Origin of the sequence: Mycobacterium sp. UM_11, from assembly GCF_001414075.1 — a bacterium.
GTDB lineage: Bacteria > Actinomycetota > Actinomycetes > Mycobacteriales > Mycobacteriaceae > Mycobacterium.
This window is the reverse complement of the sequence record NZ_LATC01000106.1, coordinates 1-15,766: the sequence shown is the minus strand read 5'-3', so window position 1 is coordinate 15,766 and position 15,766 is coordinate 1. Positions and strand designations below refer to the sequence as shown.

The 15,766-nt window shown below is 66.9% G+C and carries 17 protein-coding genes; 8 read left to right on the top strand and 9 right to left on the bottom strand.

Going from position 1 to position 15,766, the window contains the following annotated elements:
* The coding region (locus WU80_RS20765) for a TldD/PmbA family protein (protein WP_197286002.1) at nucleotides 1–951 on the bottom strand (951 nt) is incomplete at its 3' end.
* A 74-nt stretch (nucleotides 952–1,025) separates the two neighbouring features.
* On the opposite strand from WU80_RS20765, the gene WU80_RS20760 reads away from it, so the two are divergent.
* The 3 genes from WU80_RS20760 (at nucleotide 1,026) to WU80_RS20750 (ending at nucleotide 4,114) form a co-directional block, all read left to right on the top strand.
* Nucleotides 1,026–1,895: a carbohydrate ABC transporter permease gene (locus WU80_RS20760; protein ID WP_156349690.1), complete on the top strand. Its 870-nt coding sequence runs from the start codon at nucleotides 1,026–1,028 to the stop codon at nucleotides 1,893–1,895.
* A complete protein-coding gene (locus WU80_RS20755; RefSeq protein ID WP_055404979.1) occupies nucleotides 1,882–2,697 on the top strand; it encodes a carbohydrate ABC transporter permease in 816 nt (271 codons plus the stop codon). The genes WU80_RS20760 and WU80_RS20755 overlap by 14 nt, the downstream gene beginning before the upstream one ends.
* 79 nt (nucleotides 2,698–2,776) lie before the next feature.
* Nucleotides 2,777–4,114, top strand: a complete 1,338-nt coding sequence (locus WU80_RS20750) for a sugar ABC transporter substrate-binding protein (RefSeq protein WP_055404978.1) — start codon at nucleotides 2,777–2,779, stop codon at nucleotides 4,112–4,114.
* Here WU80_RS20750 and WU80_RS20745 read toward each other — a convergent pair.
* The 4 genes from WU80_RS20745 to ddaH are packed head-to-tail and all read right to left on the bottom strand — an operon-like array spanning nucleotide 4,111 to nucleotide 8,535.
* Complete coding sequence (locus tag WU80_RS20745; protein WP_055404977.1) at nucleotides 4,111–4,989, bottom strand: universal stress protein; 879 nt, start codon at nucleotides 4,987–4,989, stop codon at nucleotides 4,111–4,113. The genes WU80_RS20750 and WU80_RS20745 overlap by 4 nt on opposite strands.
* Nucleotides 4,986–6,431, bottom strand: a complete 1,446-nt coding sequence (locus tag WU80_RS20740; RefSeq protein ID WP_055404976.1) for an amino acid permease — start codon at nucleotides 6,429–6,431, stop codon at nucleotides 4,986–4,988. The genes WU80_RS20745 and WU80_RS20740 overlap by 4 nt, the downstream gene beginning before the upstream one ends.
* A 29-nt stretch (nucleotides 6,432–6,460) precedes the next feature.
* Complete coding sequence (gene rocD / locus WU80_RS20735; protein WP_055404975.1) at nucleotides 6,461–7,696, bottom strand: ornithine--oxo-acid transaminase; 1,236 nt, start codon at nucleotides 7,694–7,696, stop codon at nucleotides 6,461–6,463.
* Nucleotides 7,696–8,535, bottom strand: a complete 840-nt coding sequence (ddaH, locus tag WU80_RS20730; RefSeq protein ID WP_055404974.1) for a dimethylargininase — start codon at nucleotides 8,533–8,535, stop codon at nucleotides 7,696–7,698. Before ddaH ends, rocD begins: the two co-directional genes overlap by 1 nt.
* Before the next feature lie 121 nt (nucleotides 8,536–8,656).
* Here ddaH and WU80_RS20725 point away from each other — a divergent pair, with 121 nt between their 5' ends.
* Entirely contained in the window at nucleotides 8,657–9,103 is a 447-nt protein-coding gene (locus WU80_RS20725) for an Lrp/AsnC family transcriptional regulator (protein WP_055404973.1), read from the top strand.
* A gap of 136 nt (nucleotides 9,104–9,239) precedes the next feature.
* Nucleotides 9,240–9,932: a response regulator transcription factor gene (locus WU80_RS20720; protein ID WP_055404972.1), complete on the top strand. Its 693-nt coding sequence runs from the start codon at nucleotides 9,240–9,242 to the stop codon at nucleotides 9,930–9,932.
* Between the two features lie 35 nt (nucleotides 9,933–9,967).
* Here the strand turns inward: WU80_RS20720 and WU80_RS20715 are convergent, their stop codons facing one another.
* Nucleotides 9,968–10,570 carry a sigma-70 family RNA polymerase sigma factor gene (locus WU80_RS20715; protein ID WP_231633879.1) on the bottom strand — a complete coding sequence of 201 codons (603 nt, stop codon included), beginning with the start codon at nucleotides 10,568–10,570 and terminating at the stop codon, nucleotides 9,968–9,970.
* Between the two features lie 243 nt (nucleotides 10,571–10,813).
* On the opposite strand from WU80_RS20715, the gene WU80_RS26465 reads away from it, so the two are divergent.
* The 3 genes from WU80_RS26465 to WU80_RS20700 all read left to right on the top strand — a co-directional run bounded on the left by WU80_RS26465 (nucleotide 10,814) and on the right by WU80_RS20700 (nucleotide 12,777).
* Complete coding sequence (locus WU80_RS26465; protein WP_231633878.1) at nucleotides 10,814–11,167, top strand: response regulator; 354 nt, start codon at nucleotides 10,814–10,816, stop codon at nucleotides 11,165–11,167.
* A 186-nt stretch (nucleotides 11,168–11,353) separates the two neighbouring features.
* Complete coding sequence (locus WU80_RS20705; protein WP_055404970.1) at nucleotides 11,354–11,653, top strand: PE family protein; 300 nt, start codon at nucleotides 11,354–11,356, stop codon at nucleotides 11,651–11,653.
* 14 nt (nucleotides 11,654–11,667) lie between these two features.
* Nucleotides 11,668–12,777: a PPE family protein gene (locus WU80_RS20700; RefSeq protein WP_055404969.1), complete on the top strand. Its 1,110-nt coding sequence runs from the start codon at nucleotides 11,668–11,670 to the stop codon at nucleotides 12,775–12,777.
* 118 nt (nucleotides 12,778–12,895) lie between these two features.
* On the opposite strand, the gene WU80_RS20695 is transcribed toward WU80_RS20700, so the two are convergent.
* From WU80_RS20695 to WU80_RS20685, 3 genes are read right to left on the bottom strand one after another with little or no spacing between them, the layout of a single operon-like run.
* On the bottom strand, nucleotides 12,896–13,486 hold the full coding sequence (locus WU80_RS20695) for a hypothetical protein (protein WP_156349689.1): 591 nt from the start codon (nucleotides 13,484–13,486) through the stop codon (nucleotides 12,896–12,898).
* 31 nt (nucleotides 13,487–13,517) lie between these two features.
* Entirely contained in the window at nucleotides 13,518–14,414 is an 897-nt protein-coding gene (locus WU80_RS20690; RefSeq protein WP_055404967.1) for a hypothetical protein, read from the bottom strand.
* On the bottom strand, nucleotides 14,411–15,745 hold the full coding sequence (locus tag WU80_RS20685) for a bifunctional 3-(3-hydroxy-phenyl)propionate/3-hydroxycinnamic acid hydroxylase (protein ID WP_082462583.1): 1,335 nt from the start codon (nucleotides 15,743–15,745) through the stop codon (nucleotides 14,411–14,413). Before WU80_RS20685 ends, WU80_RS20690 begins: the two co-directional genes overlap by 4 nt.
* Nucleotides 15,746–15,766: the final 21 nt, after the last annotated feature.

Sequence of the window (15,766 nt, the reverse complement as noted above, 5' to 3'; positions counted from 1 at the left end):
CAGATGTGTATAAGAGACAGCGGTCACGTTCATCACCGGGGAGCCGTACCGCATGGTGCCGAGTTTGTCCGGGGTGGCGAACGACGTTCCGGCGTAGGCGGCCTCGTAGCCGATGGCGCGGTCGTATTCGGTTGCGTGGCCGATGGATTCGTGAATCGTCAGCCACAGGTTGGTGGGATCGATCACCAGGTCCTTGCGCCCGGCGGAAACGCTGGGCGCCTTGACCTTTTCGGCCAGCAGCGACGGCAGCTGCGCCAGCTCGTCGGTCCAGTTCCAGATCTCGTCGCCGGACAAAACCTCCCAGCCGCGCCCCATCGGGGGCGCCAGCGTCCGCATCGAGTCGAAGCTGCCCGCCTCGGCGTCGACGGTCACCGCCTCCAGCGACGGCTGCACCCGCACCCGCTGCTGGGTGATCGACGACCCGAAGGTGTCGCCGTAGAAGGTCTGCTCCTTGACGGCCGTGAGCACGGCCGAGACGTGGTCGACGCCGTCGGAACTGAGCAGCCGACCGGAGTACTCCTCGAGTAGGGCGATCTTGTCGGTGGCCGGGACGCTGAAGGGGTCGATGCGGTACTCCGACACCCAGGTGGCGTCGGCGTACACGGGTTCGGGCGCCAACTCGACGCGCTCACGGTTGAGCGTGGCCAGGGTGGTGGCCACCTGCACGGCGTGACGGGCGGTCTCGGCGGCCACGGCGGGCGCCAGCTCCGCGTGCGAGGCGAATCCCCACGTGCCGTCCACGATCACCCGCACCGCCAAGCCGATCTCGCGGGTGACCACCGACGTCTCCAGCTCACCGTCGCGCAGCTGCACGATCTCGGTCACGGTGCGGTGAATCCGCAGGTCGGCGTAGCTGGCGCCGGCCGCGGTGGCCGACGACAGCGCGGCGTCGGCCAGCGCATGGCGCGGCAGGTTGAGGAAGTCGGCATCGATCCCCCGGTCCGGTGTCACGAGTCCACCGTAACGGCCGTTCACCCCAAACCCCGGCGGCGCCCGCTTTAATTACCTGCATGGCCGGCGGCGTCCTGAGGAGACAGCCTCGCTCCACCGCGCTGGGCTACGCCCTGCTGGCGCCCAGCCTGTTCGGTGTGGTCGCCTTCTTGCTGCTGCCCATCCTGGTGGTGATCTGGCTGAGCCTGTACCGCTGGGACCTGCTGGGCCCGTTGCGGTATGTGGGCCTGGCCAACTGGCGCTCCGTGTTGACCGATCACACCTTCGCCAACTCGCTGATCGTCACGGCCCTCTTCGTGGCGATCGTGGTGCCGGCGCAGACGGTGCTGGGCCTGCTGGCCGCGTCCATGCTCGCCCGCCGGCTGCCCGGCACCGGCCTGTTTCGCACCGTCTACGTGCTGCCGTGGATCTGCGCGCCGCTGGCGATCGCGGTGCTGTGGCGCTGGATTCTCGCACCCACCGACGGGGCCGTGAGCGCCGTGTTGGGGCACAGCATCGAATGGCTATCGGACCCCAGCTTCGCGCTGCCGCTGGTTTCCGCCGTCGTCGTGTGGACCAACGTCGGCTACGTTTCGCTGTCGTTCTTGGCGGGCCTGCTGGCGATCCCGGACGACATTCACGCCGCCGCGCGCACCGACGGCGCCAATGGGTGGCAACGGTTCTGGCGCATCACGCTGCCCATGCTGCGCCCGACCACGTTCTTCGTTTTGGTGACCGGAATCGTCAGCACCGCACAGGTTTTCGACATGGTCTACGCGCTGACCGGCGGCGGGCCCGGCGGCAGCACCGACCTGGTGGCCCACCGCATCTACGCCGAGGCGTTCGGCTCGGCGGCGATCGGGCGCGCGTCGGTGATGGCGGTGGTGCTATTCGTCATCCTGATCGGCGTGACTATGGTGCAGCAGGCGTATTTCCGGCGACGGATCAGCTATGACCTCACCTAGCCGGCTTCTCATCTACGCCGGACTCATCCTCGGCGCGCTGATCACCCTGGTGCCGTTCGCCCTTGGCCTGTTGACGTCCTTCACCTCGGCACACCAGTTCGCCACGGGTACGCCGCTGCAGCTGCCGCGGCCCTTCACGTTGGCCAACTACACGGATCTGGGCGGGGCCGGGTTCGGCCGGGCCGCGGCGGTGACCGCCTTGATGACGGCGGTGATCCTGGTGGGCCAGTTGACCTTTTCGGTGCTGGCCGGATACGCGTTCGCGCGCCTGGATTTCCCCGGGCGCGACGCGCTGTTCTGGGTGTACGTCGCGACGTTGATGGTGCCGGGCACGGTCACGGTGGTTCCGTTGTATCTGATGATGGCCCAGCTCGGCCTGCGCAACACGTTCTGGGCGTTGGTGCTGCCGTTCGTGTTCGGCTCGCCGTACGCGATCTTCTTGCTGCGCGAGCACTTCCGCCTCATCCCGAACGACTTGGTCAACGCCGCCCACCTGGATGGGGCGAACACCCTGGACGTGATCGTGCACGTGGTGATCCCGTCCAGCCGGCCGGTGCTCGCGGCCTTGACGCTGATTACCGTTGTCTCACAGTGGAATAACTTCATGTGGCCGCTGGTGATCACCAGCGGCCACAAGTGGCGGGTGCTCACGGTCGCGACGGCCGATTTGCAGTCGCGGTTCAACTCCCAGTGGACGCTGGTGATGGCCGCGACAACCATCGCCATCGTCCCGCTTATCGCGCTTTTCGTCTTCTTCCAGCGGCACATCGTCGCGTCGATCGTCGTCTCGGGGCTCAAGTGAACCGTTCACGCGTCGAGATTGCGCTCAGGGCTGTAATTTTCGCCGCTTCACGACCACCGCGGCAATCTGGGCGCACAGCATGAACCGGCCCCGCTTTTCGACGCTGATGGCCGGCGCGCTCGCGTTGGTCGCGATGCTCTTGGGTGCGACCGCGGTGCTGCTCGACTATTCCGGCCAGCCCCCCGGCGGCAAAATCGTGATAACGGTGCGGGTCTGGGCCGAGCAGATCGCCACGGCGTACCGGCAGTCGTTCGAGGCGTTCAATCGCACGCATCCCGGGATCACGGTGCACACCAGCGTCGTCGCGTACGCGACGTACTTCGACACGCTGCGCACCGATGTGGCCGGTGGTAGCGCCGACGACATCTTCTGGCTGTCCAACGCCTATCTGGCCCCATACGCCGACAGCGGCCGGCTGATGGACATCGGCACGGCCCTGCCGGCCGGCTCCGCCGCGGCGTGGGATTCGGCGGTCGTGGACCAGTTCACCCGCGGGGGCGCGCTGTGGGGCGTTCCCCAACTGACCGATGCCGGAATCGCGGTGTTCTACAACGCCGACCTGCTCGCGGCGGCCGGTGTCGACGCCGCCGAGCTGAACGGATTGCGGTGGAGCGCCGATGGCGGCGACACGCTGCGCCCGATGCTCGCCCGGCTCACGGTGGACGCCGACGGCCATCCCGCAAACACCGCGGGTTTCGACGCCGGACGGGTGCGGCAGTGGGGCTACAACGCCGCCAATGACCCGCAGGGGATATACCTGAACTACATCGGCTCGGCCGGTGGCGTCTTCCAGCAGGGTGACAAGTTCGCGTTCGACAATCCCGGTGCGGTGCAGGCTTTCCGGTACCTCGTCGGCCTGATCAACGACGACCACGTCGCGCCGCCGGCATCGGACACCAACGACAATGGCGACTTTTCCCGCAACCAATTTCTGGCCGGCAGGATGGCACTGTTCCAGTCCGGTACCTACAACCTGGCGCCGGTGGCCCGCGATGCCCGCTTCCACTGGGGCGTCGCGCTGATGCCGGCGGGCCCGGCTGGCCGGGTGAGCGTCACCAATGGTATTGCCGCGGTTGGCAATGCCGCGACGAAGCATCCCGATGCGGTGCGCCAGGTCCTGGCCTGGATGGGCAGCAAAGAGGGCAACGAGTTCCTGGGTCGTGCCGGTGCGGCCATCCCGGCCGTCCTGTCGGCGCAGCCGGTGTACTTCGAGTTCTGGACGGCCAGGGGCGTGGACGTCGGACCGTTCTTCGCCGTGCTCAACGGCCCGCGCATCGCGGCGCCCGGCGGCGCCGGTTTCGCGGCCGGCAGCGACGCCATGCGGCCTTATTTCGATGAGATGTTCTTGGGTCGTGGCGATGTCGCGGTGACCCTCAAGAAGGCGCAGGCGGCCGCCAACGCCGCGGCGCAGCGTTAGCCGGGCAGCACCAGCACCGGCACAGGGCTCGCCCGGATGATCTTGGCGCTGCGGGAACCGAGGAAGACCCGTCGGATGTCGCCCCGCGGCCGGGTGCCCAGGGCCAGGATCTCGCCCTCCTGCCACTCGGCCTGCGCCAGCGCCTCTTTCCAGCTGCGCCCGGTAACCACCTGCAGCGCAACGTCTTCGCTCACGACGCCGTCGGTCTTCAACTCCTCGAGGATGCGTTGCGCCTGGGACGCCCAGGCCTGCAGCACCTGATCCTCGACCTCGAGCCCGACCTCCGGCGGATACATCGTCTTGCCGCGCACCGCGAGGGTGATCACCCGCATCGGCACGCCGAAGCTTTGACCGAATTCGAAGCAGCGCCTGACCACGTCGACGGCGTCCGGCGTGGCCGAGTAGGCGCAGGTGAGCCGGCTCAATTTGCCCTGGGGCGCACGGTATTTCCGGGGACTGATCGCCACCGGCACGGGTGACGCATGCAGCAGCCAGTCGGCGGTGGAGCCGATGAGCACTTGCCCCCGCCCACCGCTGGGCAGCGAACCCAGCACAAGCAGGTCGGCGTCAAGTTCGTGGATGACCTCGAGCAGTCCCCCGGACACCGATCCGTGCGCGCGATGCAGGTAGGTGACCTCGACGCCGTCGGACACACCGTCGAGAAAGCGGGCGGCCTCGCTCGCCGACTCCGCCGCCAAGCTGTCCGCCCACTGCTCGTACTCGGCGTCGACGCGGGCGAACGACGGCGTCAGCCACGGCTTGGGCACAACGGTCGCCACGGTCAGCGAGGTGCCGCGGGTCCGCGCGATGAGCACCCCCAGATGCAACCCCGAAAGCCCGACCTTGCCGGCCCGATAGCCGACGACGACGGTCACAGCGCGTCCCGCTGAAGCGTTTCGCCATTGAGCGCGCTGTGGTGGCGGCCCCAGGCGAAGTAGAAGATCAACGCCACCGAGATCCAGGCGGCGAACGCGATCCAGGTGTACCAGTGCAGGCTGAACAGGATGTACCCGCACGCGAGCACCGAAAGGGCCGGTGTGACAGGGTAACCCGGCACTTTGAACGCCCGCGGCAGGTCGGGTTCGCGCACCCGGAGAATGATCACCCCGACGGATACGACGATGAACGCCGTCAGGGTGCCGATGGACACCATGTCAGTCAGCTTGTCGAGCGGCACGAATGCGGCCAGGCTCCCCGCGGCCACCCCGACGATCACTGTGTTGCTCACCGGGGTCATGGTCCGCACATTCACCGTGGCAAATCGCGACGGCAGCAGCCCGTCGCGGCCCATGGCGAACAGGATCCGCGTCATGCCGTACATCGTGACCAGCGTGACCGAGAAGATCGAGATTACGGCGCCGGCGGCCAGAATCGTGCTGGCCCACCTGCCGTGGGTGACGTTGTCGAGGATCGTGGCCAGGCCCGCCTCTTGCTGGGCAGCGAAGTCGCGCCACGACTGGGTGCCTAGCGCGGCAAGCGCGACGAGGACGTACACAGTGGTCACCGTCGCCAGCGCCGCGAGGATGGCGCGCGGCATCGTCTTCTGCGGGTCCTTGACCTCGTCGCCCGCCGTCGACACCGCGTCCAGGCCGATGTAGGAGAAGAAGATGGTGCCGGCCGCCGACCCGATGCCGGCGACGCCGAACGGGGCGAAGTCCTTGAGCCGGTCGAGGTCGAAGGCCGTGAACGCGAGGATGACGAACATGATCAGCACGCCGAGCTTGGTGAGCACCATGATGGTGTTGACCTTGGCCGACTCGCTTGCGCCGCGGACCAGCAGCAGCGCACACATCACGATCAGGACGATCGCCGGCAAGTTCACCACGCCCGGTTCGGAGTCCCAGGGCGCCGCCGACAGCGCGTGCGGCAATTGGAATCCGAAGACGTTGTGCAGCAACTTGTTCAGGTATCCGCTCCAGGTGACCGAGACGGCGGCCGTGGACACCCCGTACTCCAGCAGCAGGCACGCCGCGACGCCCATCGCGACGGCCTCGCCCAGCGTGGTGTACGCGTAGGAATAGGCCGACCCCGAAACCGGTACCGCCGCGGCCAATTCGGCGTAGCAGATAGCCGCCAGCCCAGCGGCGACGCCGGCGATCAAGAACGAGACGATCACCCCGGGCCCGGCCTCGGGCACCGCCTGGGACATGACGAAGAAGATCCCGGTGCCGATCGTCGAGCCCACGCCGAACATGGTCAGTTGGAAGGTGCCGATACTGCGCTTGAGGTGGTCGGCGGCCCCGCGTGCCGCGTGCGCGCCGACAACGGGACGACGCCGCAGCATCTGCTCCGGCAGGCTGATCGAGCTGGCTGGCAAGTGCGCCCCCTGTTGCTTGGATCAGCTGATTATGCGCATGTCCCCCGCAATGCCGCAGCGAACTGGTCAATCGCCCAATCGATCTCCTGCTCGCTGATCACCAGCGGCGGCGCGAACCGCAGGGTCGAGGAATGCGTGTCCTTGACCAACACCCCGCGATCGGCCAGTCGAAGGCTCATCTGCTTGCCCGTCTCGAGCGCCGGGTCGATGTCGACGCCCGCCCACAATCCCAGGCCGCGCACCTCGACGACGCCGCGGCCCACGAGTTCACGCAGGCGCCCGTGCAGGTGCGCGCCCAATGTCGCCGAGCGGGCCTGGAACTCCCCGCGGGCCAGCATGGCAACCACGGTGGTGCCGATGGCGGCGGCCAGCGGGTTGCCCCCGAAGGTGGAGCCGTGCTCGCCGGGATGCAGCACGCCCAGGACCTCGCGGTCGGCGACCACCGCCGACAGCGGAACCACGCCGCCGCCGAGCGCCTTGCCGAGCAGGTAGACGTCCGGCACCACGCCCCAGTGGTCGCAGGCGAACGTGTATCCCGTGCGCGCCAGACCGGACTGGATCTCGTCGGCAACCATCAGCACGTTGTGCTCGCTGCACAGCGCGCGAACGGTGGGTAAGTAGTCCGTGGGCGGGACGACGATCCCCGCCTCGCCCTGGATAGGCTCGAGCAGCACCGCGACGGTGTCGTCGTCGATCGCCCGGGCCAGCGCGGCGGCGTCACCGAACGGGACCGAGCGGAACCCGGGCGTGAAGGGTCCGAATCCGTCCCGCGCCGCGGGGTCGGAGGAGAAGCTGACGATGCTGATCGTGCGGCCATGGAAGTTGTTGTCGGCCACGATGATGTTCGCCCGACCGTCGGGGACGCCCTTGACGTCGGTGCCCCACTTGCGGGCGACCTTCAGGCCGCTCTCCACGGCTTCGGCGCCCGAGTTCATCGGCAGCACCAGGTCCTTGCCGCACAGCTGGGCCAGGGCTGCGCAGAACGGGCCGAGCGTGTCCGAATGGAACGCGCGGCTCACCAGCGTGACGGTGTCGAGCTGGGCGTGCGCCGCCGCGGTGATCTCGGGGTTGCGGTGACCGAAGTTGACCGCCGAGTAGGCCGCCAGGAAGTCCAGGTACCGCCGGCCCTCCACGTCGGTGACCCAGGCGCCCCCGGCGCTGGCCGCCACCACCGGCAACGGCGAATAGTTGTGCGCCGCATAGCGTTCGACCAACCCGATGGCGGCCTCGGTTCGGGTCGCGGCCCTGGCGTCGAGGATCGTCACTAAAACACCTCCAATGTGCAGCACTTGACCGAACCGCCACCCTTGAGGAGTTCGGAGAGGTCGACGCCGATGGGTTCGAAGCCGGCCGCCCGCAGCTGAGCGGCGAAACCCGTTGCGGCGGAGGGCAGGACGACGTGCCGACCGTCGGAGACGACGTTGAGGCCGAGCACGAATGCGTCGGCGCTGCCCACGACGATCGCGCCGGGGAACAGCGCCAGCAGTTGTTCCTGTGCGGCGACGCTGAACGCCGGCGGGTAGAACGCGATCGTCTGGTCGCCGAGGACGGCCAGCGCGGTGTCCAGGTGGTAGAAGCGCGGATCCACCAGCTCGAGTGAGACCACCGGCATCCGCAGCGCCGCGGAGATCTCCGCGTGGGCCCGCCGATCGGTGCGAAAGCCGTGGCCCGCCAACACCATTTCGCCGACCATCAGCAGGTCGCCCTGGCCCTCGTTGACATGACGAGTGGACACCGGCCGGTAGCCCAACGAGGCCATGAACTCGGCGTAGGCTTGCGCTTCGCCGGCCCGCTCGGCGAACCGGAATCTGGCCACGATCGCGACGTCTCCGGCGATGAATCCGCCGTTGGCGGCGTACACCATGTCGGGCAGCCCGGCGACGGGCCCGACGACCTCCACCCGGTGACCCAGCCGAAGGTAGGTCGCGCGCAACGATTCCCATTGAGCCTGCGCGAGACCGACGTCGACCGGCGTGGCGGTGTCCATCCACGGGTTGATCGCGTATTCGACCGCGAAGAACGCCGGCGGTGTCATCGCATACCGGCGGGCGCAGGGCGTGCGGGCCTGTGTTGGGGCGGGCGCCGCGATGTGCTGGTCCGTCATAAATCAACGGTATTTGTCGGGCTTGACACAATCAAACGTTGTCTGTTGCGTGTCTAGGCGCGATTTATTGCGGTAATATGGCCTATATATCGATTTGTTGCGCACAGACGGGAGACGCCTCATGGAGCGGCTCGACGAGACCGACGCCCGCATCCTCGCCGAACTGACCGAGCATGCGCGTGCCACGTTCGCCGAAATCGGCGAGCGGGTGAATCTGTCCGCGCCGGCGGTCAAGCGGCGCGTCGACCGGATGCTCGAGGCCGGCGTCATCAAGGGTTTCACCACGGTCGTCGACCGCAACGCGCTCGGCTGGAACACAGAGGCCTACGTACAGGTGTTCTGCCACGGCACGATCGCGCCCGATCGGCTGCGGGCGGCGTGGGTGGACATGCCGGAGGTGGTCAGCGCGGCGACCGTGACCGGCACATCGGATGCGATCCTGCACGTGCTGGCCCGCGACATGAGTCACCTGGAGACGGCGCTCGAGCGGATCCGGTCGAGCGCCGACATCGAGCGCAGCGAAAGCATCGTGGTGCTGTCGAACCTGATTGACCGGATGCGCACCTGACCGGACCGCTCTGCACCAATGACGCGATTTGCGAACGCGGTATCGCATTCGGGGTTCCGCCGATGGTTGATCGCTAGAAAACGCCCAGCACGCGGTGCAAGATGATTTCTCAGGTGGTAACCCGGGAGGTCAGGCGATGACAACGGAATCAAGCACCGCCGAGGCTGGGACGGCGCCGGCGCAGTTGCGCGCGGTGATAGCCGACGACGAAACCTTGCTGCGCGAGGGTCTGGCCAGTCTGCTGGACCGATCCGGATTCAGTGTCGTCGGGCAGGTAGGCAACGCCGTCGAGCTGCTCGCGTTGGTACGAAAAGCCAATCCCGATGTGGTCGTCGTGGACATCCGAATGCCGCCCACCCACACCACCGAGGGCCTGGAGGCCGCCCGCGCGATCCGTGAGGAGTTGCCCGCCACGGGGATTCTTGTGCTGTCCGCCTATGTAGACGTCGAGCATGCGATGGAGCTATTGGCCAGCGGCCGTGGCATCGGATATCTGCTCAAGAGCCGGGTCACAGACGTCGCCGATTTCGTCGATACCCTGCAGCGGATCGCCAAGGGCGCGTCGGTGGTCGATCCGGCGGTCGTACAGGAATTGGTGTCCGGGCGGCGCCGGAATGATCCGTTGGCGGCGCTGTCGCCGCGTGAGCTGGAAGTGCTCGAGCTTATGGCGGAGGGCCGTTCGAACGCCGGAATCGCGCGACGGTTATGGGTCACCGAGGGCACGGTTGAGAAACACGTCCGCAGTATCCTCACCAAACTGGGCCTACCGGAAACCGATGACGATCACCGGCGGGTGCGGGCGGTCATCACGTTCCTGGACTCCCGCTGAAGCGCCTTGACCCGAATGAGCAGGCGCTCAACGCCTCACGCGATCTGCGGTTGCCGCCCAGAGTCACCGTAGTCTGCGCCGCAGTCCGGCTGGGCGAGTAGCCACCGCAGTCGGCGCCGTCCGCGATGGAGACGCGACACCACTGTTCCGAGCGGAGTCCCCATCAACGCGGCGATCTCCCGGCAGCTCAGTCCCGCGACATCCGCGTAATAGACCGCCGTCCGAGATTGCGCGGGAAGGGCGCGCATTGCGGCGGCCACCCCCGGGTGGCCGAGGCGCCTCAGCACTTGGTCCTCCGCTGACGGCAGGCCCTTGGGCGAGTGGGCCGCGCTCGTGATCAATTGCGCATCAGTAAGATGATCCGTCGACTGCAACGTCGGACGCCGCTGAACTCGGCGATAGTTGCTGATGTGGGTGTTGATCAGGATCCGATACAGCCAAGCCCCGATGTCTGTCCCCGACCGAAACGAGCCGAACGCCGCGAAGGCCTTGACCAAGGTGTCCTGTACGAGGTCTTCGGCATCGGCATGCTGACTGGTCAGCCGCATGGCCCGGCGGTACAGCTCAGCCATGTGCGGCGTCACCCGTTGTTCGAATTCGGCGGCCGATAGGGCGTCGGCGGTCGACTGTTCTGGCAAAGTCATCATGCACCTTCCTGCAGCGGCTCGCGCCTGTCCGGCGTCATGTCTACGTTTGCCGCTGGACCGGCGCCCGTCTGCACCGCTGGCAACCGTCGCGGCTTCCGGTTGTCACCCAGACACGCGTGCCAGGTGGCCGGAAAGCGCGAGTCGGCGCAACGCGAATTTCCTGCTAGCTTCCATGCGACGGGTCCGTGGCTGCCCCAGACTGAACTTGTGCGAACTGATCGGCGGACGAGTTGCGTGATTGTCGATGACAATCAGGACTTCCTCGACGCGGCGGCGCAATTGCTTGAACGGCAGGGGATAAGCGTGCTGGCGGTGGCGACATCTTTCGCAGAGGGCTTGCGGCGCGTACAGGAGTTGAGGCCCGACGTCACTCTCGTCGATATCGATCTCGGCGAGGCAAGCGGTTTCGAGATCGTCGAACTGCTGCACCGCGATGGGTCGGGCGCGCACGTGCCAACGATCTTGATTTCCACGCATGCCGAAGAGGATTTCGCGGAGCTCGTCTCTACCAGCTCGGCTCTCGCCTTCATACCGAAGGCGGACCTGTCAGGGGACGCGATCCGAGGCGCCCTCGGGCTCGGCGAGTAACGGCGGACTCGACCGGCGCGACTGTCCGATGCGGCGGTTGTTGGACCACCTCGAGAATTACAGCTAGCCGGAATCCCATGGGGCCGCTAGCGCCGACGACATCAGCCCGTACCACGGCGATGCTAGGTGTTGAGGTCGCCAATCGGTGATTTCACGCGCCGGCCGAATCACGCACTGGGAGTTCAGATGTCGTTTGTCACCACACAACCCGAAGATCTGACCGCGGCAGCGGGACATCTGGCCGCAATCGGCACGGCGATGGCCGCCATGAATTCGGTTGTGGCACAGCCCACGACGGGGCTGGCGCCCGCGGCGGCTGACGAGGTTTCCGCGCTGGTCGCTGCCGCGTTCGCGGCCCACGGGGCGCTGTTCCAGGAGATCGGGGCACAGGCAGGCGTGATCCACCAGATGTTCGTCGCTACCTTGCAAGCGTCCGCCGGTTCGTACGCCCTCACCGAGGTCGCTAATGCGGCCACGACCCGCTGAACACGGCATTCCGGATGGACTTTCAAGCGCTCCCGCCCGAAATCAACAGCGGCCGCATGTATGCGGGACCGGGGTCGGTTCCGTTGCTGGGCGCCGCGGCCGCGTGGGAGCTGGCGGCCGCGGAGCTGTCTTCCGCGGCGGTCTCCTACTCCGCGGTCATATCCGGGCTCACCGGAAAAGGTTGGCGCGGCCCATCATCGCAGTCGATGGCCGCCGCCGCGGCGGCATACGTGACGTGGATACGCGCCGCCGCATCGCAGGCCGAACAATCGGCCAACCGGGCCCGGTCCGCTGCGTCGGCGTTCGAGGCGGCGTTCGCGGCCACGGTCCCCCCGCCGGTGATCGCGGCAAACCGAGCGCAGTTGGCAATGCTCATCGCGACTGACATTTTGGGCATCAACCTGCCTGCGATCATGGCAACGGAGGCTCAATACGCCGAGATGTGGGCCCAAGATGCGGCCGCCATGTACGGCTACGCCGGCTCTTCGGCCGCCGTGGCGTCGTTGACGCCCTTCCCTGCGCCGCAACGGAACACCAACGCCACCGGGTTGCAATCCCCGGGGGCCGCTACCGCCGGGGCGGCCGGGCCCTCCGTCGACACGATCGTTCAACAGATTCTCAGCGACCTGAACAATGCGTTGGCGCCCGACACCGTGAATTCTGGGATCAGCGCTTTCGCAACGGTCCCCTCCATCGTCTTGTCGGCGTGCTCGACTCTGTCCGGGTCGGGCGCTGCGGCTGCCGACTCCACGGCAGCCGCACTCACCAGGGTGAGCGCCGGACTCAGCCAGGTGGCGACCACGCTTGGCTCGGCCGGCTGGCCACAGGCCGGCGGTGCGGTGTCGGTGGGGCTCGGACGCGCGGCCACCGTCGGAGCCCTGTCGGTGCCACGAGCGTGGAGCGCCTCCGCGTCGCCAAATGCTCTGGCCGCCAGGCCGTTACCGGTGAATCTCGTCAGCGAAACCGATCTCGGCCCGTCGGCTCCCCCGATCGGCTTGGCAAGCACACCGATTAGCCCCTCCACCAGAGGAGGGGCGCCCGGTCAGCCCCCGGCGGCCGAAGGCACAACCCTGCGGTCGTTGATGCGCCCCGACGTGTTGCCGCGCCAGCAGTACGTCGGATAGGTCACCACTGTGCGCACCTGTTGACTGACGAGATGATCGCATGTGGCGATCCGGTCGGCCCGGAGGCCGGTCAAAGACGAAACATATTGGCGAATAGCAGATTTGTTGCGACCGTGGATCAGTTGAGCGGAAACTGCGCAGTCGCGATTCTCTCCCGGAGCACGCGACGGTGCCGTGACCACATCGGCACGTACAAACCGAGTTCTTTGCGCGCTGCCTGCACCACATCCCGACGGTTGACGCTGACGTTCTCGTAGGTCTTCAACGCCGCTCGCTGGCCTTCGGGCATGTTGTGCAACCACCTGTCCAGTCGGTCCATCAACCCGTCGTCGGCCTCCACTTCCCTCACCCACACACCGAGCTGAACCGACTGCTGATAGGCGTAGGCGATGGCCAGATCCGCGGTTTGGTAGTTACCGGTGAGCGCGAGCTCGCTGATCACCCGGTCGATGGCCTCCGCCTTCTCGGTCAGCAGCTCTCTGCGCTCCTGCGGTGGCAACGCCTTGAGGATCTCGAGGTCTCGCCCGATCCGCAACGCGTCGGCATACAGCGCTTTCATCTCCTCATAATGGAATCGCTTCTGCCGTGACCTCCGGTCCAGCGAGCCCGTGGCGAAAGCGATGACACCCGCCAACACGACGAAAGCGCCACCCAGCAGCGTGCCCTGGCCGGGAGTCACGTTGTGCCAAAGATCCACCATCCCGGTCATCTTCACCGCCCATCGGTCGTCGCACGAGCTGTCACCGGTGGGCAAGGGCTAGGCCGGTGAGGCCGTATCCCAGGTGCACCAGCTCGGTATCGACGCCCGCGTCGACGTTGACATAGCGGATGCCCCCGCCAAGATCTCCGACATAGAACTCCGAGTCAGAAAGGGCCGCTACCCCGATCGCCTCGTGATATCCGCGAGACAGAATCTGGGCCGGACCAAGCACCGGCTGCACTGTCGACCGGTTGAGCGTGTTGCCGTCCGGCTCGGCGCCGCGGTCGGTCCACACCAACGTCGTACCTCCGAGAAGGTGCAGATCGATAGGCTCGGGCAGGTCATGGTAAAGCAGCTCGACGTCGTCACGATGCTGCGGACTGACGCCGGCCGGCAGCTCGAGCGGAGCGCGAAATATCCTGCCTTCACCGGCTTTTGGTGCACCCTTTTGCGTCCAGTACAGCAGGCGACGATCCAGATCGATGGCGATGCCGACACAGTGGTTGGCGATCGTGCGCGCCTCCTTGTCCCCAACGGCCGCGACCACCAAGGGACGCAGGTCACTGCCGTCGAGGTTGCAGGACAGCACCTGCATGCCTTCCCGGTCACACCAATACAGCACGCCGGCCTCGAAATCGGCGGTGAGCTGCTTGCCGGTCGTGAACGCTCCGCGCGGCACGATGGTGACCCGATTACCGCCGTCGAGGTCGGCACGTTCAAGTGATCCGTTGCGGGCGTATGCGACTTCCGAACGTGGGTCACCCCCTGGATCCGGGGCGCCCATGTTCGTCCAATACACATGGCCGCGTGACTCGTCGACCACGATGCCGTCGGGCCGCTCGTCGAGGCCGGTGAGCAGGGTCCGCACGCGGGCACCGTCCAAGGACACCGCCTGCAATTCCTGTTTGCCATCATTGAGCACCAGTAGCTCGGTCATCGGCGTTCCCTCTCGGTTACATCGACGTGGTCCACCGCGAACGTGGGCACGGCGTCGCAAAGCGTCTGAAGATCCTTGCCCGTCCGCATCACCGCGCCATCAGGCCGAATGATTGCCGCGGTCGCCCTGCCGCCCCGCAGCCAGCGACCGAGTTGGCTGTCAGCCGACACCGTGATGAAGGTCGCTCCGCGGCGGCCGAGCTTCTCCTGCTGCGCGGTGCTCAGTGGTGCGGAGCTGACGACCGCGAACCGGTTGCCGATGACCTGGTCGAGGTGCCGGCCGTCGCCCAGCGTCGGGTTAGGGCACAGCGTTCCGGCCAACTGCCCCGGCACGCGGGACTTGACCACCAGAGACGACCTGCGCAGGCCCGGGGCGACACCATCGGCGGCGCTGGTCCGCGTGCCGGGCAGGCGCAGGCTCTGCACGCGCGGGAACACCACGTGCCGAACCAGGTCGCCGGCCGCGCCTCCCCCGGTCATCGCCGCGCCCACCGACACGGCCATCAAGATCATCGCCGCGGCGTGTGCTTTGCGCTCCTGTTCGTATGTGTCGAGTGCGCTCTCCGGCAGCGAATTAGCAAGCACGCCAGCAACTTTCCAACTCAGGTTCAAAGCGTCACGAAGACCCGCCGCCATGCCTTGGCCAACGAACGGCGGAGTGAGATGCGCGGCATCACCGAGAATGAACACGTTTCCGTCCCGCCAGCGACTGGCCACCTTCGCGCGGAACGTGTACGCCGTCACGCGCACGAGTCGTAACTCTTCGGCGGCCACGTCGCCCAGCCACGGCCTGATCAACGGCTCGATGCGTTCGATGGTTTGATAGTCGGCGGCGGTCTCCCCGTCGAGCAGCCGGAATTCCCAACGGTGACGGGTCTGCCCGACACGCATGTAGGTGCCGGCACGCTCGAGGCTGCACAGCTGGTGGCAGCCCTCCCACTGACCTAGTTCGGCCTCCGTATCGACGTCGATGACCAACCAGTCCTGCTGAAACGACGGCCCGTACATGTGTGAACCGATGGACGCACGCACCATGCTGTTGGCACCGTCGCAGCCGAACACGTAGCCGGCCTCGACGGACTGCTCGCCGCCGCGCACGCGGTCGAGGAAGCTGACCCGGACGCGGCCGGATCTGTTCTGGGTGACTGCGGTGACCTCGACGTCACCCTTCAACACCACGTGAGGGTACTGCTTGAGGTTGGCGCGCATCATCGCTTCCAACTCCGGTTGGTCGAACATGTTCATCTGCGGATAGCCGTTGGCGCTGGGCTGCGGACTGCGCTTCAACTCCGCCAGCACTCGCAAATCCTTGTCCAGCAAGCGAAGTCCCAGAGCTGTCTCTTATACACATCT

What these genes read in the sequence shown, in the direction of transcription:
- WU80_RS20750 (WP_055404978.1), top strand. Translation starts at nt 2,777, where the DNA reads ATGAACCGGCCCCGCTTTTCGACGCTGATGGCCGGCGCGCTCGCGTTG.
- WU80_RS20695 (WP_156349689.1), bottom strand. Translation starts at nt 13,486, where the DNA reads ATGACCGGGATGGTGGATCTTTGGCACAACGTGACTCCCGGCCAGGGC.
- WU80_RS20725 (WP_055404973.1), top strand. Translation starts at nt 8,657, where the DNA reads ATGGAGCGGCTCGACGAGACCGACGCCCGCATCCTCGCCGAACTGACC.
- ddaH (WP_055404974.1), bottom strand. Translation starts at nt 8,535, where the DNA reads ATGACGGACCAGCACATCGCGGCGCCCGCCCCAACACAGGCCCGCACG.
- WU80_RS20705 (WP_055404970.1), top strand. Translation starts at nt 11,354, where the DNA reads ATGTCGTTTGTCACCACACAACCCGAAGATCTGACCGCGGCAGCGGGA.
- WU80_RS20720 (WP_055404972.1), top strand. Translation starts at nt 9,240, where the DNA reads ATGACAACGGAATCAAGCACCGCCGAGGCTGGGACGGCGCCGGCGCAG.
- WU80_RS20690 (WP_055404967.1), bottom strand. Translation starts at nt 14,414, where the DNA reads ATGACCGAGCTACTGGTGCTCAATGATGGCAAACAGGAATTGCAGGCG.
- WU80_RS20755 (WP_055404979.1), top strand. Translation starts at nt 1,882, where the DNA reads ATGACCTCACCTAGCCGGCTTCTCATCTACGCCGGACTCATCCTCGGC.
- WU80_RS20700 (WP_055404969.1), top strand. Translation starts at nt 11,668, where the DNA reads ATGGACTTTCAAGCGCTCCCGCCCGAAATCAACAGCGGCCGCATGTAT.